The sequence below is a fragment of the Streptomyces sp. NPDC059743 genome, assembly GCF_042732975.1.
GTDB lineage: Bacteria > Actinomycetota > Actinomycetes > Streptomycetales > Streptomycetaceae > Streptomyces.
The window spans coordinates 158398-178985 of record NZ_JBHWGS010000008.1 but is presented as its reverse complement, the minus strand read 5'-3'; the positions used below and the strand labels follow the sequence as shown (position 1 = coordinate 178985).

The following is a 20588-nucleotide window of genomic DNA, read 5'->3' as shown; positions in this document are numbered from 1 at the left end:
CGGGTGGTGGAGCGCTTGGCGGTGGCGGCCTCTGTGTCTGCCGGGTCCGTGTGGGCCGGGGCTATGTGCGCGAGGGCTGTGTGTGCCGGGCCCATGGCCGCCGGGCCCATGGCCGCCGGGCCCATGACCGCCAGGCCCATGTCCACCGCGTTCTTGCCGTCGAACGCCTTCAGACGGTCGAGCACTCGGTCGGCGGTCGGGTTCCGCATCCGGTCCACCAGCCGACCGTCCGCGAGGAAGACCACCTCGTCGGCATGGGCCGCGGCGACCGGGTCATGGGTGACCATGACGACCGTACGGCCCGTCCTGCGTACCGTACGGCCCAGCAGCCGCAGCACCTCCTCCCCCGCGCGCGAGTCGAGGTTGCCGGTCGGTTCGTCGGCGAAGACGACATCGGGGCCGGCCGCGAACGCGCGGGCCACGGCGACGCGTTGCTGCTGTCCACCGGACAGCTCACCGGGCCGGTGGTGCAGCCGGTCGCGCAGTCCGACGGTGTCGATGAGGTCGTCCAGCAGATCGTCGTTGTGCGGTCTGCCCGCGAGGTCCATCGGGAGAGTGATGTTCTCGGCGACCGTGAGGGTCGGAATGAGATTGAAGGCCTGGAAGACAAAGCCGATCCGCTCGCGGCGCAGCAGTGTGAGCCCTCGGTCGTCGAGAGTGCTCAGATCCGTACCGCCGATGAAGGCGGAGCCCGAGGTGAGGGTGTCGAGTCCGGCCGCGCAATGCATCAGGGTGGATTTCCCGGAGCCGGAGGGCCCCATGATCGCGGTGAAGCGGCCCGCCGTGAAGTCGACGCTCACTCCGTCCAGGGCCCGCACTTCCGTATCGCCCTTGCCGTAGATCTTCACGGCGCCGACGACACGGGCCGCGGTACCGGTCACCGTGGCGGTGCTCATGCCGTACCCGCCTTGCCCGTACGGCCGAACTGCTCGTCCAGCACGGACAGTCGGCGCCAGTACTCGTCCTCGTCGATCTCACCGGCCGCGAACCGGCGGCCGAGCATCGCTATGGGCGACTGGTGGTCGTACGGAATGTCCGCGGGCTGCCAAGGGCCACGGAATCCGCCGCCACTGCTCCTGCCACGGCGCCATACGGTGCGGCGCAGGAGGGTGAGGGCGCCGAATACAACCGCCGCCCAGAACAGTGGGAACAGCAGAATCCATGGGCCGGGCCCGCCGTGAAAGGCCAGAGTGTTCATCTCGGTTCAGCTCCTCCGGAGAAGGTCTCGCTGTCTTTGCTTGTCTCCTCCGAGCCTCGCGTCGGGACCGGCCCGAGTCGTCGTACGGCCAGCGGCCGTGCGCGTACCACTCAGGGAGTAGCCGCGGGTCCACGCGCTGCTCCCTGCCGCGCTCCACCGGCCCGCGGGAGCACGACACACCGCGCACGATGGGCGACCGCTATCAGGTCCTGTATCTGTCACAGCCGCAGTGCGCAGAACCCGGCGAGTGAGCGCGCATAGCGCGTGAGCGCGCATAGCGCGTGAGGGCCGTCAGCGCGTGAGGGCGCCCAGCGGATCGTCCAGCACCGGCTGCCACGCCATCTCGGCCGCGCCCACCAGGCTGTTGTGGTCGAGCGTGCAGGGCAGAATCGGTACGCCACCGCCGCGGCCCCACAGACTGCGGTCGGCCACGACGGCGTGCAGCCGCTCCGGGTCCGCGTCGAGCAGTTCGCGGTGGAGTCCGCCGAGGATGATCCGGTCCGGGTTGAGGATATTGACCAGCCCGGCGAGCCCCAGTCCCAGCCGGTCGATCAGCTCCTCGGTGGCCCGGCGTACGGCCGGGTCGGCGTACTCCGTACGGAGCAGATCCCGTGACTGCTGGAGCAGGGAGACCTCGGGGCCCGGCGCGCGGCCGGCGGCGGTGAGGAAGGCGAGCGGATCGGCCTCGACGTCGAGACAGCCTTTGCTGCCGCAGTAGCAGGGCCGGCCCTCCGGATTGACCGTGAGATGGCCGACTTCGAGGGCGAGGCCCGAACTGCCGGTGTGCAGGCGGCCGTCGAGGACGAGCGCGCCGCCGACACCGCGATGTCCGGTGGCGACACAGAGCAGATGCTGGGCACCGCGGCCCGCGCCGTGCCGGTGCTCGGCGAGGGCGGCGAGGTTGACGTCGTTCCCGGTGAAGGCGGGGCCCTCGATACCGGCCGCGCGTATCCGCTCGGCGAAGACGTCACGGACCGGGGCGCCGGCCGACCAGGCGATGTGCAGCGGATTGAGGGCGGTGCCTCCGGGCTCGGCGACGGCCGAGGGCACGGCGAGGCCCGCGCCCACACAGCGCCGTCCGGTGGAGCGCAGCAGCGCGGCCCCGGCCTCCACGGCCTCGCCGAGCACCTGGGCCGGGTCGGCCGAGACCGTACCGCTGCGGGGAGCGGTGGCGACGATACGGCCGCCCAGCCCGACCAGCGCGACCCGGAAACCGTCGACGTGCACCTGGGCGGCGAGGGCGACGGGACCGTTGTCGTCGACCGACAGCCGGTGCGAGGGCCGCCCTTGCGAGCCCGCTGCGGCCCCGGGCCGCGAGTCCACCTGGATCAGCCCGAGGGCCTCCAGCTCCGCGGCGACGGCTCCGGCCGTGGCCCGGGTGACACCCAGCTCCGCGGTGAGCACGGCCCGGGTGGGCGCACGACCCGTATGAACCAGTTCCAGCGCAGGGCCGAGCGCGCCGCGGCCTCTCTCCAGCCTTGTCCGGGTAGTGGTCACCTTGCCGTCCATGGAGGCGAGTCTCCCATGATCCGAAGGCACAACGACCTCCTCGGCCACACCTTGCACGGACACCGGGCCTCAGGGCCCGCTCGGTGCCTCCGCGCGACTTGTACGGATGCTTCCTCGCGCCTATTCTCATTTTGTGCCGCATCTAAACAAAGTAGGGACGGCCGTCTCGGGGGGCGATGACGCGGACCTCGCGGCTCGGTCCTCGTTGTCCCGGCTCCGTACCGCGCTGACCGTCTTCTTCGCGCTCGATGGCTTCATGTTCGCCGGCTGGGTGGTCCGTATCCCTGCCATCAAGGATCAGACCGGAGCTTCCGAGAGCGATCTCGGGCTGGCCCTGCTGGGCGTATCGGCGGGCGCCGTGGTCACGATGGTGTTCACCGGGCGGCTGTGCCAGCGGTTCGGGAGCCATCCGGTGACAGTGGTGTCGGCGGTGCTGCTCTCGCTGAGCATCGTGCTGCCACCGCAGGCGCACTCGGCGCCGGCGCTCGGTCTGGTGCTGCTGGTCTTCGGCGCGGCCTACGGTTCCTTGAACGTCTCCATGAACAGCGCGGCCGTCGATCTTGTCGCGGCTCTGCGGCGGCCGGTGATCTCCAGCTTTCACGCGGCGTTCAGCCTCGGCGGCATGGTGGGGGCAGGGCTCGGTGGGCTGGTCGCGGGCGGTCTCTCCCCCACCGTCCATCTTCTGCTCCTGACCGGTGTCGGACTGCTGGTGACCGCGGTGACCGGGCCGGTGCTGCTGCGGCAGCGCGCACCCGCACCCGTACCTGTGCCGGTGTCCGGGCCTGGAGCCGAGGCGGGCGTGGCGCACACGGCGCATGAACATCGGCGCGGCACACGGCGGGTGGTACTGCTCTTCGGAGTGATCGCCCTGTGCACGGCGTACGGCGAAGGCGCGATGGCCGACTGGAGCGCGCTCCATCTCACCGAGGACCTCGACGCCTCTCCCGGACTGGCCGCCGCCGGCTACTCCCTCTTCGCCCTCGCCATGACGGCGGGCCGGCTCTCCGGCACGGTCCTGCTGGAGCGGCTCGGCCAGAACCGCGCCCTGGTCCTCGGTGGCCTCACCGCCGCGCTCGGGATGCTGCTCGGCGCGCTCGCGCCGACCGCCTGGACAGCGCTGACGGGCTTCGCCGTGGCCGGTCTCGGCCTCGCCAATATCTTCCCGGTGGCCGTCGGCCGCGCGGGCGCACTGGCCGGACCCGGCGGTGTCGCCACCGCGTCCACGCTGGGGTACGGCGGGATGCTGCTGGGCCCGCCCGCGATCGGCTTTCTGGCCGACTGGTTCTCGCTGCCACTCGCCCTGACCACCGTCGCGCTGCTGGCGGCGGCAGCCGCGGTCATCGCCCACGCGGCACGGCATGTGTCGGCGGAGCCCGCCGACCGGCCGACGCGTCAGCAGGCGTGAGCAGCTCCGGTGCAGGTGTATGTGGGCAGCCCACATACGCAGGCTGAGTAGGCGTACTCAGGCACAGCCGTTCGATCCGGCGCACCCTGGAAGTACCACACCTCAGGGGAGAAGATCATGGCTTCTGGACTGCTGACCACACTCGCGCGGCTGACCTTCGGGAACCGCGTGTCCCAGGTCTATCTCGGTCTGGTCGCGGCGGCGGCCGTCTTCGTCGCGGTCGACACCCTCTTCGTGGCGCACCCGGACGCGTCGTTCGCCGGAGTGTGGCTGTTCTTCCTCGCGGCGCCGACGATCTTCGTGTTCTTCGTGGGCGGTGAGCTGGTCGGCGGTACGTTCGCCGACTCCGCCGCGTTCGTCTATCCCGCGCTGGTGCTCTCGGTACTGATCCAGGCGGCGGCGCTGGGCGGTTTCGTACGGCTGCTGCGTGACCCGCGACAGCCTTCGCACCCGCGCCAGGCCTGACGGGCCCGGGCCCGGGCGGGGCGTCTTCCCATCGCTCCGTGGCGGAGCCAGACTCGGTTCATGGGGACACGGAGCGCTGCCGAACGGGATGCCGTCACGGTCGAGATCGGCTTCGCGCTTCCCTCGGCGGCCGGGCGCGGCATCTGGGCCGTACGCCTCGCCGAACCCGCCCGCTCAGCCGAGCCAGCCCGGTCGTACGAGTCCCGACTCATAGGCCAGAACGACCAGTTGGGCCCGGTCACGGGCGCCCAACTTCACCATCGTCCTGCTGACATGCGTCTTCGCGGTGAGCGGGCTGACGACCAGCCGGCGGGCGATCTCCTCGTTGGAGAGGCCGATACCGACCAGGGCCATCACCTCCCGCTCGCGCTCGGTCAGTCCACCCAGTCCCGCGAAGTCCGCCGGGATCTTGGAGCGTGACGCGAACTCGGCGATGAGCCTGCGCGTCACTCCCGGCGACAGCAGCGCGTCGCCCGCCACCACCGCCCTTACCGCGCGCAGCAGTTCATCCGGCTCGGTGTCCTTGACCAGAAAGCCGGAGGCGCCGGAGCGGATCGCCTCGAAGACGTACTCATCGAGTTCGAAGGTGGTGAGCATGACCACCTTCACCTGGTCGAGCCCTCCGTCCTCGGTGATCCGGCGCGTGGCGGCCAGACCGTCCAGCCGTGGCATCCGGATGTCCATCAGCACCACATCGGGCCGGAGTTCGCGCACGCGGCGCACCGCCTCCTCGCCGTCGGCGGCCTCACCGGCGACCTCGATGTCCGGCTGGGCGTCGAGCAGCGCGCGGAAGCCCGCCCGTACCAGCGACTGGTCGTCGGCGAGCAGCACACGGATCACGGTCACCTCTTGGTCCTCAACGGGCACTTCCTGGTCCTCAAGCGTCAGACTTCGGTCCTCGACGGTCACTCCTCGGCCCTCACGGGAATCGTCGCCCGGACGCGGAAACCGCCGTCGGGCCGCGGTCCGGCCTCGATCGTGCCACCGAGCGCGGCGGCGCGCTCACGCATTCCGACGAGACCGTTGCCGCTGCCGCCCGCGTCTCCGCCGGTCGCGGGTCCCGCGTCGGCTATCCGGAGTTCGAGCAGTCCGGGCGCGTATCCGAGCCGGACCTGTGCCGTACGGGAGCCGGAGTGGCGCACCACATTGGTCAGCGCCTCCTGGATGATCCGGAAGGCGGCCAGATCGGTGCCGGGCGGCAGCGCGACCGGCCGTCCGTCCCGCAGGATCTCGACGGTGAGCCCGGCGCCCGCGGCCTGTTCCACGAGTTCGGGCAGCCGGTCGAGGCCCGGAGCGGGCGCGCGCGGGGCGTCGCCGGGCGTTCTGAGCGTGTCGAGGACCTGCCGTACCTCGCCGAGCGCCTCCTTGCTCGCCGCCTTGATGGTGGTGAGCGCCGTACGGGCCTGTTCCGGATCGGAGTCGAGCAGGGCGAGCCCGACGCCCGCCTGGACATTGATGACGGAGATGGAGTGGGCGAGTACGTCATGCAGCTCACGGGCGATCCGCAGCCGTTCCTCGTCCTGTCTGCGCTTCTCGGCCGCCCGGCGCTCGGCGCCCTCCCTGGCCCACTGCTCCCTGCGGACCCGGACGACGTCGGAGGCCGCGCAGAGGGCGAACACAAAGGCGGCGATGACGAGTTCCTGTCCCCAGGGCGCCGCGTGGTCGTGCGCCGGAGGCAGCCAGCGGTAGAGCCAGTGTGCGATGAGCACATGGCCGGCCCAGAGCAGTCCGACGGCCCACCATGCCGCCCGCCGGTGGCCCGAGACGATCGCGGCGAAAGTGGCCACGCCCACGGTGAGGAAGATCGGTCCGTACGGATAGCCGGCAGCGAAGTAGATCAGGGCGCTCGCCGAGACGCCGAAGACGGAGACGACAGGGTGGCGGCGGCGGAAGAACAGCAGGACAGGTCCCGCGAGCAGCAGCAGCCGGGCGTAGATGTCGAGAGGGAGGCGATCGCCGTGCTGATTGGCCCCGGCGAAGGTGGTTCCGACGAGAACGAAGACGGCCAGGAGCAGAGTCGAGGGCCAGGGCAGCCGACGGCTCGGCCGCCCGCCGCCGAACCGGAAGCCGGAACCGGAACCGTCGCCGGACCACCGGCCGGGCCCGTCGCCGAAACGGTGACCGAACCGTCCGCACGGTCCGCCGCGCGGCCCCCACGGCCCTCGCGGCCTCCGCGACCAGGGCGGACCGGGCGGGCCGCCGCCGTTCCGGCCTCGACGGGTGGGCTGCTCTTCCATACCGTCACGCTAGACCGGCCGACACGTCCATGGCGTCAGCCGTATGTGGCGATCACCCATACTCCCTGAGGAGTACGACGCCACGCTATCCGGCGTCACGCATCCCGACGTCATGGGCCAGGCGTCGCGTGGCCTGCGCGAAGAGTTCGTCGCGGGCCTCGACAAGTTTGTTGAACTGGCCGAAGACTTCGAACGAGATCAGCCCGAAGAGCTGCGCCCAGGACGCCACCAGCGCCGCCACCACCTCCGGTGGCAGACCGAAGCCGAACTGCGCGGTCAGCCGCTCGGCCTCCGGTCGCAGCTCGTCGGAGAGCGCCGGCGGTGTGATCTCGCCGACGCGCTGGGCGTCCTCGGCGATGGAGATCAGCGCGAGGGCGACCCGGGACGCGGGCGCGACGGTGAGCTGAGGCGCCGAGTAGCCGGGTACGGGAGAACCGTAGATCAGCGCGTATTCGTGCGGATGGGCGAGGGCCCAGGCCCGTACCGCCGCGCACACAGCGGTCCAGCAGCCGACATGATCAACCGGCTCGGCGTGACCGGCCCGCTCGGCGGCCGAGCCGACCGACGTGGCCGAGCCGGCCGGACCTCCAACCGCCAGGGCCCCTTCCGCGGCCGAGCCCACCGCGTCATACGCGTCGACGATCAGCGCCGTCAGCAGATCGTCCCGGCTCGGGAAGTAGCGGTAGAGCGCGGACGACACCATGCCCAGCTCACGGGCGACGGCGCGGAGCGAGAGCCTCGCGGCGCCCTCGGCCGCGAGCTGTCTGCGCGCCTCGTCCTTGATCGCCGCCGTGACTTCGGTACGGGCCCGTTCCCTGGCTCCACGGATGGTCGTCATGGAGAGCAGTGTGCCATGTTCCGGAGCATCGCACCAAAAAGAGAGCGCCGCTCTTGCTTTGGAGCGCCCACCAGTGCACACTGCTCTCAAGCGAGAGCACCGCTCTCACAATCTCGGAGGAGTCACCATGTCGGAGCCCTACTACTACCGGACCGGCCGGTTCGCCGGCCGGCTCAACAACGTCATCGGCCGGCTCGCCCGGCACGGAGTCAGCATGCTGGGCACGGCGGAGATGTCCGTACGCGGTCGCAAGAGCGGCCAGATGCAGCGCATCCCCGTCAACCCGCACACCTACGAGGGAAGCCAGTACTTGATCTCGGCCCGTGGCCACTCGCAGTGGGTACGGAACATGCGCGTCGCGGGCGGCGGCGAGCTGCGCGTGGGCCGCCGGATCCGGACGTTCACCGCCACCGAGATCCCCGACAGCGAGAAGCTCGCGGTGCTGCGCACCTATCTGGAGCGCTGGGGCTGGGAGGTCAACCAGTACTTCCAGGGAGTCACCGCGAAGTCCTCGGACGCGGAGATCATCGCGGCGGCGCCCGACCATCCGGTCTTCCTGATCAGGACGGACTCCTGATCAGGAAGGACGCGCGGCATCAGGGACGCGCGGCTTCAGGAAGGACGCGCGGCGAACCACCGGCAGGCCGCCGCCGGCGCTCACTCCTTCGCGCCCGCCTCCGACGCGGCGGCGGGCTCCGGCACGCTCTCCTCGGACACGGCGGCCGACGCCGCCTGTCTGCGGTCCAGCACATCCAGCGCACGCCGGGCCAGCGGATGGTTCCGTACGAGACCGGCCAGCGACGTCGAGCCACGGGCGATGTCCGCGAACGCGTTCCAGGCCGGGCGCAGACCGGTGATCGCCGCGTGCAGCAGCCCCGGCCGGCGCTCGAAGATCGCGAGCATCCGCCGGCCGACGCCCATCTCCACACCGAGGCCGGCCTTGATCGCGAACGCGTAGTTCAGCGCCTGACGGCGCGCGTCCACGGCGTCATGCGCCTCCGAGATCCGTACCGCCCACTCGCCCGCCAGCCGTCCGGAGCGCAGGGCGAAGGAGATCCCTTCCCTGGTCCAGGGCTCCAGCAGGCCCGCCGCGTCTCCGCACACCAGCACCCGGCCGCGCGACAGCGGTGAGTCGTCGCTGCGGCAGCGGGTGAGATGCCCGGACGAGACCGAGGGCTCGAAACCGGCCAGCCCGAGCCGGGCGATGAAGTCCTCCAAATAGCGCTTGGTCGCCGCGCCCTCGCCACGCGCCGAGATCACACCGACCGTGAGCGTGTCGCCCTTGGGGAACACCCAGCCGTAACTCCCGGGCAGCGGGCCCCAGTCGATGAGCACGCGTCCCGCCCAGTCCTCCGCGACCGTCGGCGGCACCGGGATCTCCGCCTCCAGGCCCAGATCCACCTGGTCGAGCTTGACTCCGACATGCGCGCCTATCCGGCTGGCACTGCCGTCGGCGCCGACCACGGCACGCGCCAGCACCGTCTCACCGTCGGCGAGGACGACGGCGACCGTACGGCGGTCGGGCACGGCGGGACCGTGCTGCTCGACGCGCGTGACCGTCACGCCCGTACGGAGCACCGCGCCGGCCTTCTGCGCGTGCTCCACCAGACTCGCGTCGAACTCCGGGCGGTTGAGCAGCCCGAAGAGCATCCGCTTGGAGCGGCGCGTACGGGCCAGCTTTCCGTTCAGCGAGAACGTCACCGCGTGCACCCGGTCCCTGAGCGGCAGCTCGAAGCCCGGCGGCAGCGCGTCGCGCGAGGGCCCGATGATCCCGCCCCCGCAGGTCTTGTAGCGGGGCAACTCGGCTTTCTCAACCAGCAGCACCTGACGGCCCGCGACCGCCGCCGCGTATGCCGCGGAGGCTCCCGCCGGCCCTGCGCCGACCACGACGACATCCCATACCGGCTCGTCGTGCTCGCTTCCGGCGTCTGCGTTCTCGCTGCTCACGATGTGCTTCTGCTCCTGATCCGACCGGTGGCCCCTGTTGTCGAACGGCATCCTACGGCGCTGGCCCGGCAAGCCCGCTGTGGGAGGATCTGCTGAACCCTTCGACGTACATTCGACGTGCACCCGACTAACACAACGACGCACCCACCAGGAGCGTGCCCATGACCGCGAATCCGATCGCCGAGACCGTCGCGTCCCTGCTGCCCCGTGCCCGTACCGAGCTCGCGGAACTGGTGGCCTTCCGTTCGGTGGCGGATCCCGCGGTGTTCCCCAGGAGCGAGTGCGAGGCCGCCGCGGTGTGGGTGGCCGACGCGCTGCGCGCCGAAGGGTTCCAGGATGTCTCCGTCCTCGACACCCCGGACGGTACACAGTCCGTCTACGGTCTGCTGCCCGGCCCCGAGAACGCGCCGACGGTGCTGCTCTACGCGCACTACGACGTACAGCCGCCGCTGGACGAGTCGGACTGGCTGACACCGCCCTTCGAGCTGACCGAACGCGACGGCCGCTGGTTCGGGCGCGGTGCGGCCGACTGCAAGGGCGGCTTCCTGATGCATCTGCTCGCGCTGCGCGCCCTCAAGGCGAACGGTGGCGTCCCGGTGAACGTCAAGGTGATCGTGGAAGGTTCGGAGGAGCAGGGCACCGGCGGTCTCGAACGGTACGCGGAGGCGCACCCGGAGCTGCTCGCCGCCGACACGATCGTCATCGGCGACGCCGGCAACTTCCGGCTGGGACTGCCGACGGTCACGGCCATGCTGCGCGGGATGACGCTGCTGCGCGTACGGATCGACACGCTCGAAGGCAATCTGCACTCGGGCATGTTCGGCGGAGCCGCGCCCGACGCGCTCGCCGCGCTCATCAAGGTGCTGGACTCGCTGCGCGCGGAGGACGGTTCCACCACGGTGGACGGTCTGGCCGCCGACGCCGAGTGGGACGGAATCGTCTATGACGAGGCCGACTTCCGCAAGGACGCCAAGGTGCTCGACGGAGTCGGGCTGATCGGCCACGGCTCGGTCGGCGACCGGATCTGGGCGCGTCCCGCCGTCACCGTACTGGGCATCGACTGCCCGCCGGTGGTCGGTGCCACGCCGTCCATCCAGGCGAGCGCGCGGGCGACGGTCAGCCTGCGCGTACCGCCGGGCCAGGACGCGACCGAGGCGACGAAGCTGCTGACCGCGCACATCGAGAAGCACACGCCGTGGCGGGCGCGGGTGTCGGTGGAACAGGTCGGCCAGGGCGAGCCGTTCCGCGCGGACACATCGAGCCCGGCGTATACGGCGATGGCGGACGCGATGCGTGTCGCGTATCCGGGACAGGACATGCAGACGGCCGGTCAGGGCGGCTCCATTCCGCTCTGCAACACCCTGGCCGCGCTGTATCCGAAGGCGGAGATCCTGCTGATCGGGCTGAGCGAGCCGGAGGCGCAGATCCACGCGGTGAACGAGAGTGTCTCTCCGGAGGAGTTGGAGCGGCTCTCGGTGGCCGAGGCGCACTTCCTGCTCAACTACGCGGAGTCCAAGCGGGATTGAGTTCCGGAGCTGCCCGGAGGGAGCCGTATCGGGTTCCGATATCGGGTTCAGCGGAGAGCGGAGATCGCCGAGAGCGTAGATCCGTACGGCGGACGTGGCCGGCTGCGTACGTTCGCCGTATGGACCTCATCGACCTCGTGGAGATCAGCTCTCGGCTGCATATGCTCCGCTTCCCGATCGGCCAGGCCTATCTCTGGCGCGACGGCGGCAACGGCCGCGGAGGCCGCGGCGACGAGCTGGACTTCGGCGACGGCGCCCGGGTGGTGCACGCTCCCGGGCACACCGACGGCTCGATCGCCGTGCATCTGCCGCGCCACGGTGTGCTGTTCGTGGGCGACACCATCGCCTCCGTGGGCGGGATCGCCCTGGGCGTCTTCAACGTGGACCGCGAGCGCGCCCAGGAGTCGATGCGCCGGCTCGTGGCGCTGGCCCCGTCCACGGTCTGTTACGGCCACGGCGACCCGACACCGGGCTTCGGCGACCTCGGCTAGAGCGGACCTGTCTGCCTGCCCGGGCCTGTGGCGAGCGGCCGGCGCCGGAGCCGCACCGGAGCCGCACCGCACAGGACATGCCCCAACTCCCACACGGTGTCGCGGTCGTGGTCAGCCGACCGGGACGCCGTCCTCCAGGTTGAGCACCGTCCCGCGCTCCCGCGCGCGCAGCGCCCAGCGCAGCCGCTCGTACCGGGCCGGCGGCAGCAGTCCCGCCGCCTCCTCCTCGCCCACGAAACGCCAGCCTCTCAGCTCGCGTCCGGGCAGCAGCAGTGTCCCGGCCAGCCGCGCCGGCAGCCGCCCGCCGTCGAAGAGCAGCCGCAGCCCGCCGTAGCCCGGTGGCCGTGGTGGCTCCCAGTCGACCACCAGCAGTCTGGGCACCTCGGTCAGCTGTATGCCTATCTCCTCGGCGACCTCCCGTATCCCGGCCCGTGCGGGCGCCTCGCCGGCCTCCACCACTCCGCCCGGGAACTCCCAGCCGGGCTTGTACGTGGGGTCCACGAGCAGCACCCGGTCCTGCTCGTCGAAGAGCAGCACTCCGGCGGCGAGCGTCTCGGCGGTCGGCTCGGGCGTCTGGACGATCTCGCTGACGCGGGCCGCACCGGTCCGTACCGCCGCCGCGAGGGAGACGGCCGTCTCCCGGGCCGTGAGTCCGGTGTTGTCGATGACATGGGCGTCGCCGGTCAGCCAGCCGAGCGCGGCGCGGTAGGGCTCGATATGTTCGTAGCACCACCGCCGGGTACGCTCGTTCACCTCGGGATCGTCCTCCGCCACCTGACGAGCCGCTATCCGTCCCCGCAGGATCGTTTCGTCTGTGGCAAGCAGCACATGACGCACCGGGATACGGCGGGAGGCGAGCCCGCCGAAGATCTCGTCCCGGTACTCCTGCCGCAGCAAGGTCATGGGCACGACCAGCGCACCGCCCACCTCGGCCAGCAGGGCCGCCGCGGTGTCGACCACCAGACGCCGCCAGATCGGCAGATCCTGATAGTCGCCCACCTCGGCGAGCCGCTTCTGCGGCAGAAGCTGCTCCACTTCCCCGCCGATCAGCTCGGGGTCGTACAGTGTGCAGTTCGGGATCAGGTCGATCAGTTCACGTGCGGTACTGGTCTTGCCCGCTCCGAACGCGCCATTGATCCAAACGATCACGGTCCCCCCTTCCGTAGCCCCCAGTGGACTGCCCGCAACACCCTGCCCCGGAAACCCCCGCCCGATCGGGCCATGGGCTCACACACGGTGCTGTGGCCGAGCTGTGGCCGGTTCGATGTCGTACCGAGGCCGGGAACGGCCACTGTACGAATCGATGTCCGTGCCGGGCCGTAACACAATCCCGAGGAACGTCGTTGGAACTCGATGTGACAAGGGGGCATCCAATGTGTCGGACGGTGCTGGAGAAATTTCCCGCGGGAGGGCCGCGCGGCAGCTGGCCCGCGGAGGAGTTCGCGCGGGCGCGCAGGGACGAAGGGACGCCGGCGGAGGTGGTGATGGACCTCGACTCGGACGTCTTCCTCGTGGTCGTGCCGCAGCAGGCGACCGAGTCCGCCCCGCAGTCGCTACCGCAGCCACAGCCGCGCCCGCAGTCATAGCCGTAGTCGTAGGAGTGCGTGAGGGCGCCGTCCGCGCGCCCGTCCCGTACCCGAGCCGGTCCCGCACCCGAGCGCCGTACGACCCGGAGACATCCGTTATGCGTATGCCCAGAACACCGGCCGCTCCGGCCGTCCCCGCCGCACTCACCGGCCCGGGACGCCGCCCGCGCGGGCGACGGTCCGCCCTGACACTCGCGCTGGCGGGCATCGCCGTCTCACTGACCGCGCCTCCCGCGACGGCCGACAGCAGCGCCTGCACCCACCACTTCTCCGGTCCGCAGATCTGTATCAGACTGGACGGCGAGGGCGGACGGAACGCGGTCACCGGTATCTGGACCAATCCGCCGGAGCAGGTCACCGCCCGGCCGGTGGCGCTCTTCCGCGACGGGCAGCACATCGACACGGCGATGGCCACCCGCTCGGGCAAGGCGCTGACCTATCGCTGGCCCACGGCGGACACCGGCAACGAGGTGGAGCTGTGCGTGAAGTTCCGCGGCAGCCGACGCGTGGCGTGTCAGACGACGCGGTAGGGCCGCGCCTCCTCGTACCAGAGGACCTTCCACGTACCGGAGCACGGCACTATGGGAGTGCGGCATTACGGGAGTACGGAGCCCCCGCGCACCGGTGCACCGGACGACGCCGGCCGGACCACGCCCCCCGTGCGTGGTCCGGCCCGGAGCCGAATCGCGGCCGTGCCACTGCCGGGCACTCTCTCCCCCGCCGCGTCCCCCGTCGGCTCCCGCGCCGAGGAGTACTCTCCCTGGCCGACTTTGGGCCAACCTTGAGAAGACCTGGAATCAGCAGGTCGGCCCGGACTTTCGGCGTTAAGGTCCGGGCCAGGGGGTGATCGGATTGCCGGTGGAGTTCGGCTTGCTCGGATCCATCGAGGCACGGCTCGACGGCCGGCCGGTGGAGCTGGGACATGCCCGGCAGCGCTGTGTGCTGGCAGCGCTGATGGCTGACGCCAACCGGGTCGTATCCGTTGACCAGTTGATCGACCGGGTATGGGGCGAACGCCCTCCGCAGCGGGCGCAGGCGTCCCTCTACAGCTATATCTCCCGGCTGCGCCAGGCCCTTTCCCCGGCCGCCGGCGACGCGGACATCGAGCGGCGCTCCGGCGGTTACGTACTGACCGTCGACACGTCCGCTGTGGACCTGCACCGTTTCCGCGAGTTGGTCGAGCGGGCACGTACGGCCGACGACACCGAGGCCGAGGCCCTGTTCGAGGAGGCGCTCGCGCTCTGGCGCGGGGATGCCGCCACCGAGCAGGACAGCCCGTGGTTCAACTCCTTGCGCGAGGCCCTGCGCCGGGAGAGACATGCGGCCGAACTGGACCTGGTGGACATCCGGTTACGGTCGGGACGGCACACCGGGCTGCCGGCCGAACTGGCCACCCGCGTCGAGGCGCACCCGCTGGACGAGCGGCTGGTCGGCCAGCTCATGCTGGCCCTGTACCGCGGCGGCCGGCCCGCCGACGCCCTCGCCCGCTACGAGGAGATCCGGCAGCTGCTGGCCACGGAGCTGGGCACCGACCCGGGACCGCCGCTGCGCGAACTGCGCCAGCGGATCCTCACGGCCGATCCGGTACTCGACAAGCCCGCGCCCGCGCGCCGTACTCCGGGTTCCGCTGGTTCCTCCGGTTCTCCCGGTTCTCCCGTGGAATCGACGGCGCCGCCCGCTCCCGTACCACGGCAACTGCCCGCTCCGCCGCCGATGTTCACCGGCCGCAACCGCGAACTCGCCCGTCTGGGAAAGCTGCTGGAGCCACGGGCCGAGCGCGGCGGCACCGTGGTGATCTCGGCGATCGGCGGCACCGGTGGTATCGGCAAGACCTGGCTCGCCCTGCGCTGGGCCCACAGCTGCCAGGAGCGCTTTCCCGATGGTCAGCTCTACGCCGATCTGCGCGGCTTCTCGCCGTCCGGAGACCCTGTACCGGCGGCGGTGGCGGTACGTGCCTTCCTGGAAGCCCTCGGAGCGCCACCGGGCACGATCCCCGCGGACCCGGACGCGCAGGCCGCGCTCTACCGGAGCCTGACCGCGGGCAAACGCCTGCTCATCCTGCTCGACAACGCCCGTTCCACCACCCAGGTCCTGCCGCTGCTGCCCGGCAGTCCCACCTGTACCGTCCTGGTCACCAGCCGCCATCAGCTCACCGGGCTGACCGCCGCGCACGGCGGCACGCCTCTCACACTGGATGTCCTCACCGACGCGGAGGCGCTCGAACTGCTGACGCGCCATCTCGGCGGCGCCAGGATCGCCGCCGAGCCCGACGCCGCCGCCACGCTGCTGAAGCACTGCGCCGGACTGCCGCTGGCCATCAGCATTCTGGCCGCGCGAGCCACGATGAATCCCGCGCTGCCGCTCGCCGCACTCGCCTCGGAGCTGCACGAGGCGGCCACTCGGCTCGACGCCCTGGACGCGGGCGAGACGGCGACGGACTTGAGGGCAGTCTTCGCCTCCTCGTACGAGGCTCTCGACGCGCCCACGGCCCGGGTGTTCCGGCTGCTGAGCCTGGCGCCGGGCGCCGATATCGGGCTGCCCGCAGCCGCCAGTCTCACCGGGCTTCCGCTCTCGCGCCTCCGCGCCCGTCTGCGTACGCTGCACTCCGCGCATCTCGTCCAGGAGCACACGCCTCACCGCTACACCTGCCACGACCTGCTGCGCGCGTACGCCACCGAACTCGCCCAGAGCTTCGACACCGAGGCCGAGCGCACCGCCGCGCTCGACCGGCTGCTCGACCACTACGTACACACCGCGTACGCCGCCGACAGACTGCTCCTTCCGCACCGGGACCCGCTCACGCTGCCACCGCCGGCCGACGGTCTGACGCCGGAACGGCTCGCCGACCACGACGAGGCGATGAAGTGGTTCGGCCGCGAACACACGGTGCTGACCGCGGCCGTCGAACACGCCGCGCGCCTCGGCCTGGACGCGCGCGTATGGCAGTTGGCGTGGGCGACGCTCACCTTTCAGTCGCGGCTCGGGCACTGGCACGAGGTGGAGAGCGCGCAGCGCGCGGCGCTGGCCGCGGCCGTACGGCTGGGCGACCGCTCGGCGCAGGCCGAGTGCCGCCGTGGACTGGCCTGGGCCCTCTCCCAGACCGCCCGCGCCGCCGAGGCCCGGGACGAACTGGAGGTGGCGCTCGCCCTGTCGAGGGATCTCGGTGACGATCCGGGCAGGGCGCACGCCCATCTCACGCTGAGCTGGCTGTACGAGCTGGAAGGCGACGAGCGGGCCGCGTACGAGCACGATCTGACGGCCCTCGACCTCTTCACTTCGAGCGGCCACCGCTCGGGACGCGCGCGGGCACTGAACGCGCTCGGCTGGGACCGTATCCAACGCGGCGACTACCAACAGGCCGTCCTCGACTGCGAGGAGGCCCTGGCGCTGCAACAGGAACTCGGCGACGAACGCGGCCAGGCGGGCACCTGGGACACCCTGGGCTATGCCTACCAACGGATCGGCGACCACGGGAACGCCAAGGAGTGCTTCCGGCACAGTCTGCGGCTCAACCGGGCGCTGGGCCATCGCTTCAACGAGGCGGAGACCTTGATCCACCTCGGCGAGACCCACCGAGCGACGGGCGCACCGCCCGCCGCGCGCGAGGCCTGGCAGCAGGCCCTCACGATCCTCATCGGCATCGGCCACCCCGAGAGCGAACTCGACCGCGTCCGCACGATGCTCCAAGAACTGAACACCCCGACGAACTGAGCACCCGACAGCCTGACTTACCGGGAGCCCAGGGCTGGCTCACTGCGAGCCCCGGGGCTTGAACCTGCTTCGGCCCATGTCCGAAGCGTCCCTCCCCGAGGTCAGGCGACCGTGGTCGGTGTGGCCTCTGCCGGCGTGGCCTCGTCCCGTATCGCCAGTGTCGCCGCCGCTGCCGCGCCCACCAGGCCCGCGTCCGTGCCCGTCAGCGCCGGCGCGATCTTGATGTGCTGGACGAAGGAGAGCGTCGCGTAGTCCTGGAGCGAGCGGCGCAGCGGTGCGAAGAGCAGCTCGCCCGCGTTGGCGACTCCGCCGCCGATGACGGCGATACGGATCTCCACCAGCGTGGCCGTCGCCGCGATCCCGGCGGCCAGCGCCTGCGCCGCACGGTCGAAGGACGCGATGGCGACCGGATGGCCCGCCCGCGCGGCGGCGGCCACCGCGGCGGCGGAGGTGTCACCGTCCGGGCCCGGCTCCCAGCCGCCCTCCAGCGCCCTGCGGGCGATGTTCGGCCCGCTGGCGATGCGCTCCACGCAGCCGCGCGAGCCGCACGGGCAGAGGTCGCCGTCCAGGTCGACGCTGATGTGTCCGATGTGCCCGGCGTTGCCGGTCGGTCCCGCGTGGACCTTTCCGTTCAGTACGAGCCCGCCGCCGACACCGGTCGAGACCACCATGCACAGCGCGTTGTCGTAACCGCGCGCCGCGCCCTGCCAGTGCTCCGCCGCGGTCATCGCGACTCCGTCGCCGACCAGCGTCACCGGCAGCCCGCCGGTGGCCAGTGCCACCCGCTCGACCAGTGGAAAGCCGTGCAGGCCCACGACATTGACCGGATTGACCGTACCGGCCGAGGCGTCCACGGGACCGGCGCTGCCGATACCGACGGCCCTCGCCGACGCCCGGAGCGGAGAGGCCAGGACCTCGGCGAGGACCTCCTCGACGGCCCGCATCACCGTCTCGCCGTCCTCCCGCGCGGGTGTCGGCCGCTGCGCCCGTACGAGGATCCTGCCACCGCCGTCCACCAGCGCGCCGGCGATCTTGGTTCCGCCGATGTCGAGTGAGACAACGGAGTCGGTATGCATCGGGTCGGATCTCCCGGGGATGAGGCATCCCCGCGTGTATGGGGGGATGTACGGACCTGCGGCTTCGGTGAACAGTCTCCATTCACCTGACAACGTTGTCCAGGGCCTATGCTCGTCGCCACGGCCGAGGATGACAATCCTCCGGCGAACCGCCCGGAGAATCACCGAAGAAATGACGACAGGACAGCGCACTGTGGCAGACACCGCCCGCCGCCCCGAGCCCCGTTACGGTAACCGGCCCACGATGAAGGATGTGGCCGCACGGGCCGGAGTCGGGCTCAAGACGGTCTCGCGCGTGGTCAACGCGGAACCGGGTGTCACACCCGACACCGAGCGCCGGGTGCAGGAGGCGATCGAGGCGCTGGGCTTCCGCCGCAACGACTCGGCGCGGGTGCTGCGCAAGGGCCGTACCGCCAGTATCGGTCTGGTCCTGGAGGATCTCGCCGACCCGTTCTACGGGCCGCTGAACCGCGCGGTGGAAGAGGTCGCCCGCGCCCATGGCGCGCTGCTCATCAACGGTTCGAGCGCCGAGGACCCGGACCGCGAGCAGGAACTGGTGCTGGCGCTGTGCGCGCGGCGGGTGGACGGGCTGATCGTGATCCCGGCCGGGCACGACCACCGCTATCTGGAGCCCGAGATCAAGGCCGGAGTGGCGACCGTCTTCGTGGACCGGCCGGCCGGGCGTATCGACGCGGACACGGTGCTCTCCGACAGCTTCGGCGGCGCCCGCTCCGGCGCGGCGCATCTGATCGCGGGAGGCCATCGCAGGATCGGTTTCATCGGCGACCAGCCCAGGATCCACACGGCCATCGAGCGGCTGCGCGGATATCGCACCGCGATGGCGGACGCGGGGCTGGAGATCCACGACGACTGGGTCTCGCTCGGCACGACCGCGCCGGAACGGGTACGCGACGCCGTGACCGCGATGCTCGCCGGGCCCGAGCCGGTCACGGCGATCTTCGCGGGCAACAACCGTGTGACGGTGACGGCGGTACGGGTACTGGCCGCGCACCACCGTCCGGTCGCCTTCGTCGGCTTCGACGACATCGAACTCGCCGATCTGCTGAGCCCTGGCGTCACGGTCATCGCCCAGGACGCTGCGACCTTGGGCCGTACGGCCGCTGAGCGCCTCTTCAGCCGTCTCGACGGCGCGGCCGACGCCCCGTCGCGCGTGGTGGTGCCGACGCGTCTGATCGCCCGCGGCTCGGGTGAGATACCTCCGCCGTCGGACGGCTGAGGTCGTCGGGGGCAGCTGAGCTCCGTGCGGACGGTCCGTTACGGCATCTCCGTCGCGACCGTCAGGGCCGCCCTGCGTGGGATCGCGAAATCCTCCAGGTCGGCCCGGGTCAGGCCGGTGAGCCCGGACACCTCTTCGGTGTCGAGCGCGCCGCAGTCCAGGCCGCGCAGCAGATAGCCGCTGAGCGCCTTGGCGGTGGCGGGCTCGTCCAGTACGTCGCCGCCCGCACGCGCGACGTAGGCGGCCAGCCGCGCGGCGGCCGGCTCCAGTCCCTCGCGGTAGAACGCGTACACCGCGGCGTACCGCGTCGGCAGGTGGCCCGGATGCATGTCCCAGCCCTGGTAGTAGGCGCGGGCGAGCGCGCGCCGGGTGAGGCCGTAGTGCAGTCGCCACGCCTCGTGGACCTGGGCGGTCGGGCCGACCGGCAGGACATTGGTGGAGCCGTCGCAGACTCGTACGCCCGTTCCCGCCGCGGCGACCTGCATGACGGCCTTGGCGTGGTCGGCGGCCGGATGGTCGCTCGACTGGTACGCGGCGCTGACTCCGACGCAGGCGCTGTAATCGAACGTGCCGTAGTGCAGCGCGGTGGCCCGGCCGCCCGCCGCGTCGATCATCCGGGCCACGGTGGCGGTGCCGTCCGCTCCGAGAATGGACTGGCTGGTCTCGATCTGGATCTCGAAGCCGAGCCGTCCCGGCTCCAGCCCGCGCGCCTTCTCGAACTCCTCGGCCAGCCGCACCATCGCGGTGACCTGCTCCGCGTAGGTGACCTTCGGCAGTGTCAGCACCAGTCCACCGGGCAGACCGCCCGCCTCCGTCAGCCCGGTGAGGAAGATGTCGAGCGTCCGGATGGACCGGTCCCGTACCGCGGCCTCCAGGCACTTCATCCGGATACCCATGTACGGCGCGGCGGTGCCGTTCCCGTACGCCTCGTGGACCAGCCGGGCGGCACGCGCCGCGGCCTCGTCCTCCTCGGCGTCCGGGCGCGGGCCGTAGCCGTCCTCGAAGTCGATCCGCAGGTCCTCGACGGGCTCGCGCTCCAGCTTGGCCCGTACGCGCTCGTACACCGGCTCCGCCAGCGCGTCGGACAGGCCCAGGGCACGGGCCAGCGAGCGCGCGTCGGGCGCGTGTTCGTCAAGGGCGGCGAGCGCCTGGTCGCCCCAGGAACGGATCGTGCCGGCGTCGAAGGCGTCGGCGGGCACGTAGACGGTGTGGACGGGCTGACGGGTGCCGGGATCGCCCGGATAGCGACGGGCCAGTTCGGCGTCGACCGCCGCGAGGGAGCGGCCGATGTCCACGCCGACCGCGCCCGCGAGACTCGTGGCCACCTTCTCCTGCCGCGCCATGACCACACCCTTCCGTTCC

General features: G+C 71.4%; 18 protein-coding genes and 2 pseudogenes. 10 read left to right on the top strand and 10 right to left on the bottom strand.

From position 1 onward, the window contains the following. Window positions 1-158: 158 nt before the first annotated feature. The 3 genes and pseudogenes from ACFV6H_RS16915 to ACFV6H_RS16905 form a co-directional block, all read right to left on the bottom strand. A pseudogene (locus ACFV6H_RS16915) lies at window positions 159-896 on the bottom strand (ABC transporter ATP-binding protein); the annotation flags it as partial. Beyond that, window positions 893-1198, bottom strand: a complete 306-nt coding sequence (locus tag ACFV6H_RS16910) for an SHOCT domain-containing protein (protein WP_385542327.1) — start codon at window positions 1196-1198, stop codon at window positions 893-895. The pseudogene ACFV6H_RS16915 and the gene ACFV6H_RS16910, both read right to left, overlap by 4 nt. A 291-nt stretch (window positions 1199-1489) precedes the next feature. Next, window positions 1490-2707, bottom strand: coding sequence for an ROK family protein (locus tag ACFV6H_RS16905; RefSeq protein ID WP_385542566.1), 1218 nt, complete (start codon window positions 2705-2707; stop codon window positions 1490-1492). A 133-nt stretch (window positions 2708-2840) separates the two neighbouring features. Between ACFV6H_RS16905 and ACFV6H_RS16900 the strand changes: the two genes are divergently transcribed. The 3 genes and pseudogenes from ACFV6H_RS16900 to ACFV6H_RS16890 form a co-directional block, all read left to right on the top strand. After that, complete coding sequence (locus ACFV6H_RS16900; RefSeq protein ID WP_385542325.1) at window positions 2841-4112, top strand: MFS transporter; 1272 nt, start codon at window positions 2841-2843, stop codon at window positions 4110-4112. Between the two features lie 117 nt (window positions 4113-4229). Then, window positions 4230-4577 carry an SCO4225 family membrane protein gene (locus ACFV6H_RS16895; protein ID WP_385542323.1) on the top strand — a complete coding sequence of 116 codons (348 nt, stop codon included), beginning with the start codon at window positions 4230-4232 and terminating at the stop codon, window positions 4575-4577. A 60-nt stretch (window positions 4578-4637) separates the two neighbouring features. After that, a pseudogene (locus ACFV6H_RS16890) lies at window positions 4638-4727 on the top strand (DUF6332 family protein); the annotation flags it as partial. Window positions 4728-4751: 24 nt separating this feature from the next. On the opposite strand, the gene ACFV6H_RS16885 reads toward ACFV6H_RS16890, so the two are convergent. The 3 genes from ACFV6H_RS16885 to ACFV6H_RS16875 form a co-directional block, all read right to left on the bottom strand. Then, entirely contained in the window at window positions 4752-5417 is a 666-nt protein-coding gene (locus ACFV6H_RS16885) for a response regulator (RefSeq protein WP_385542563.1), read from the bottom strand. A gap of 65 nt (window positions 5418-5482) precedes the next feature. Then, window positions 5483-6814, bottom strand: coding sequence for a histidine kinase (locus ACFV6H_RS16880; RefSeq protein WP_385542321.1), 1332 nt, complete (start codon window positions 6812-6814; stop codon window positions 5483-5485). Between the two features lie 85 nt (window positions 6815-6899). After that, window positions 6900-7652, bottom strand: a complete 753-nt coding sequence (locus tag ACFV6H_RS16875) for a TetR/AcrR family transcriptional regulator (RefSeq protein WP_385542319.1) — start codon at window positions 7650-7652, stop codon at window positions 6900-6902. Between the two features lie 127 nt (window positions 7653-7779). On the opposite strand from ACFV6H_RS16875, the gene ACFV6H_RS16870 reads away from it, so the two are divergent. Continuing rightward, window positions 7780-8229, top strand: a complete 450-nt coding sequence (locus tag ACFV6H_RS16870) for a nitroreductase/quinone reductase family protein (protein ID WP_384978042.1) — start codon at window positions 7780-7782, stop codon at window positions 8227-8229. Between the two features lie 80 nt (window positions 8230-8309). Here the strand turns inward: ACFV6H_RS16870 and ACFV6H_RS16865 are convergent, their stop codons facing one another. Then, window positions 8310-9599 carry a geranylgeranyl reductase family protein gene (locus ACFV6H_RS16865; RefSeq protein ID WP_385542317.1) on the bottom strand — a complete coding sequence of 430 codons (1290 nt, stop codon included), beginning with the start codon at window positions 9597-9599 and terminating at the stop codon, window positions 8310-8312. 161 nt (window positions 9600-9760) lie between these two features. Between ACFV6H_RS16865 and ACFV6H_RS16860 the strand changes: the two genes are divergently transcribed. Next, window positions 9761-11125, top strand: coding sequence for a dipeptidase (locus tag ACFV6H_RS16860; RefSeq protein WP_385542315.1), 1365 nt, complete (start codon window positions 9761-9763; stop codon window positions 11123-11125). Between the two features lie 119 nt (window positions 11126-11244). Next, window positions 11245-11616 carry an MBL fold metallo-hydrolase gene (locus tag ACFV6H_RS16855; protein ID WP_385542313.1) on the top strand — a complete coding sequence of 124 codons (372 nt, stop codon included), beginning with the start codon at window positions 11245-11247 and terminating at the stop codon, window positions 11614-11616. A 111-nt stretch (window positions 11617-11727) separates the two neighbouring features. Here the strand turns inward: ACFV6H_RS16855 and ACFV6H_RS16850 are convergent, their stop codons facing one another. Then, the gene (locus ACFV6H_RS16850) at window positions 11728-12765 is read right to left on the bottom strand and encodes an NUDIX domain-containing protein (RefSeq protein WP_384978032.1); all 1038 of its coding nucleotides are present in this window, start codon (window positions 12763-12765) and stop codon (window positions 11728-11730) included. 224 nt (window positions 12766-12989) lie between these two features. Between ACFV6H_RS16850 and ACFV6H_RS16845 the strand changes: the two genes are divergently transcribed. The 3 genes from ACFV6H_RS16845 (at window position 12990) to ACFV6H_RS16835 (ending at window position 16913) form a co-directional block, all read left to right on the top strand. Next, the gene (locus tag ACFV6H_RS16845) at window positions 12990-13202 is read left to right on the top strand and encodes a hypothetical protein (RefSeq protein WP_385542311.1); all 213 of its coding nucleotides are present in this window, start codon (window positions 12990-12992) and stop codon (window positions 13200-13202) included. Window positions 13203-13306: 104 nt separating this feature from the next. Continuing rightward, window positions 13307-13732, top strand: coding sequence for a hypothetical protein (locus ACFV6H_RS16840; RefSeq protein WP_385542309.1), 426 nt, complete (start codon window positions 13307-13309; stop codon window positions 13730-13732). A gap of 340 nt (window positions 13733-14072) precedes the next feature. After that, on the top strand, window positions 14073-16913 hold the full coding sequence (locus tag ACFV6H_RS16835) for a BTAD domain-containing putative transcriptional regulator (RefSeq protein WP_385542307.1): 2841 nt from the start codon (window positions 14073-14075) through the stop codon (window positions 16911-16913). A gap of 101 nt (window positions 16914-17014) precedes the next feature. Here ACFV6H_RS16835 and ACFV6H_RS16830 read toward each other — a convergent pair whose 3' ends face one another. Then, window positions 17015-17989 carry an ROK family protein gene (locus ACFV6H_RS16830; RefSeq protein ID WP_385542305.1) on the bottom strand — a complete coding sequence of 325 codons (975 nt, stop codon included), beginning with the start codon at window positions 17987-17989 and terminating at the stop codon, window positions 17015-17017. A 193-nt stretch (window positions 17990-18182) separates the two neighbouring features. On the opposite strand from ACFV6H_RS16830, the gene ACFV6H_RS16825 reads away from it, so the two are divergent. Then, entirely contained in the window at window positions 18183-19226 is a 1044-nt protein-coding gene (locus ACFV6H_RS16825) for a LacI family DNA-binding transcriptional regulator (protein WP_093599709.1), read from the top strand. Between the two features lie 38 nt (window positions 19227-19264). Here the strand turns inward: ACFV6H_RS16825 and ACFV6H_RS16820 are convergent, their stop codons facing one another. Beyond that, window positions 19265-20569, bottom strand: coding sequence for a DUF6986 family protein (locus ACFV6H_RS16820; protein WP_385542303.1), 1305 nt, complete (start codon window positions 20567-20569; stop codon window positions 19265-19267). Window positions 20570-20588 lie beyond the last annotated feature (19 nt).

What these genes read in the sequence shown, in the direction of transcription:
- ACFV6H_RS16910 (WP_385542327.1), bottom strand. Translation starts at nt 1,198, where the DNA reads ATGAACACTCTGGCCTTTCACGGCGGGCCCGGCCCATGGATTCTGCTG.
- ACFV6H_RS16880 (WP_385542321.1), bottom strand. Translation starts at nt 6,814, where the DNA reads ATGGAAGAGCAGCCCACCCGTCGAGGCCGGAACGGCGGCGGCCCGCCC.
- ACFV6H_RS16895 (WP_385542323.1), top strand. Translation starts at nt 4,230, where the DNA reads ATGGCTTCTGGACTGCTGACCACACTCGCGCGGCTGACCTTCGGGAAC.
- ACFV6H_RS16860 (WP_385542315.1), top strand. Translation starts at nt 9,761, where the DNA reads ATGACCGCGAATCCGATCGCCGAGACCGTCGCGTCCCTGCTGCCCCGT.
- ACFV6H_RS16845 (WP_385542311.1), top strand. Translation starts at nt 12,990, where the DNA reads ATGTGTCGGACGGTGCTGGAGAAATTTCCCGCGGGAGGGCCGCGCGGC.
- ACFV6H_RS16840 (WP_385542309.1), top strand. Translation starts at nt 13,307, where the DNA reads ATGCCCAGAACACCGGCCGCTCCGGCCGTCCCCGCCGCACTCACCGGC.
- ACFV6H_RS16870 (WP_384978042.1), top strand. Translation starts at nt 7,780, where the DNA reads ATGTCGGAGCCCTACTACTACCGGACCGGCCGGTTCGCCGGCCGGCTC.
- ACFV6H_RS16905 (WP_385542566.1), bottom strand. Translation starts at nt 2,707, where the DNA reads ATGGACGGCAAGGTGACCACTACCCGGACAAGGCTGGAGAGAGGCCGC.
- ACFV6H_RS16820 (WP_385542303.1), bottom strand. Translation starts at nt 20,569, where the DNA reads ATGGCGCGGCAGGAGAAGGTGGCCACGAGTCTCGCGGGCGCGGTCGGC.
- ACFV6H_RS16830 (WP_385542305.1), bottom strand. Translation starts at nt 17,989, where the DNA reads ATGCATACCGACTCCGTTGTCTCACTCGACATCGGCGGAACCAAGATC.
- ACFV6H_RS16875 (WP_385542319.1), bottom strand. Translation starts at nt 7,652, where the DNA reads ATGACGACCATCCGTGGAGCCAGGGAACGGGCCCGTACCGAAGTCACG.
- ACFV6H_RS16855 (WP_385542313.1), top strand. Translation starts at nt 11,245, where the DNA reads ATGGACCTCATCGACCTCGTGGAGATCAGCTCTCGGCTGCATATGCTC.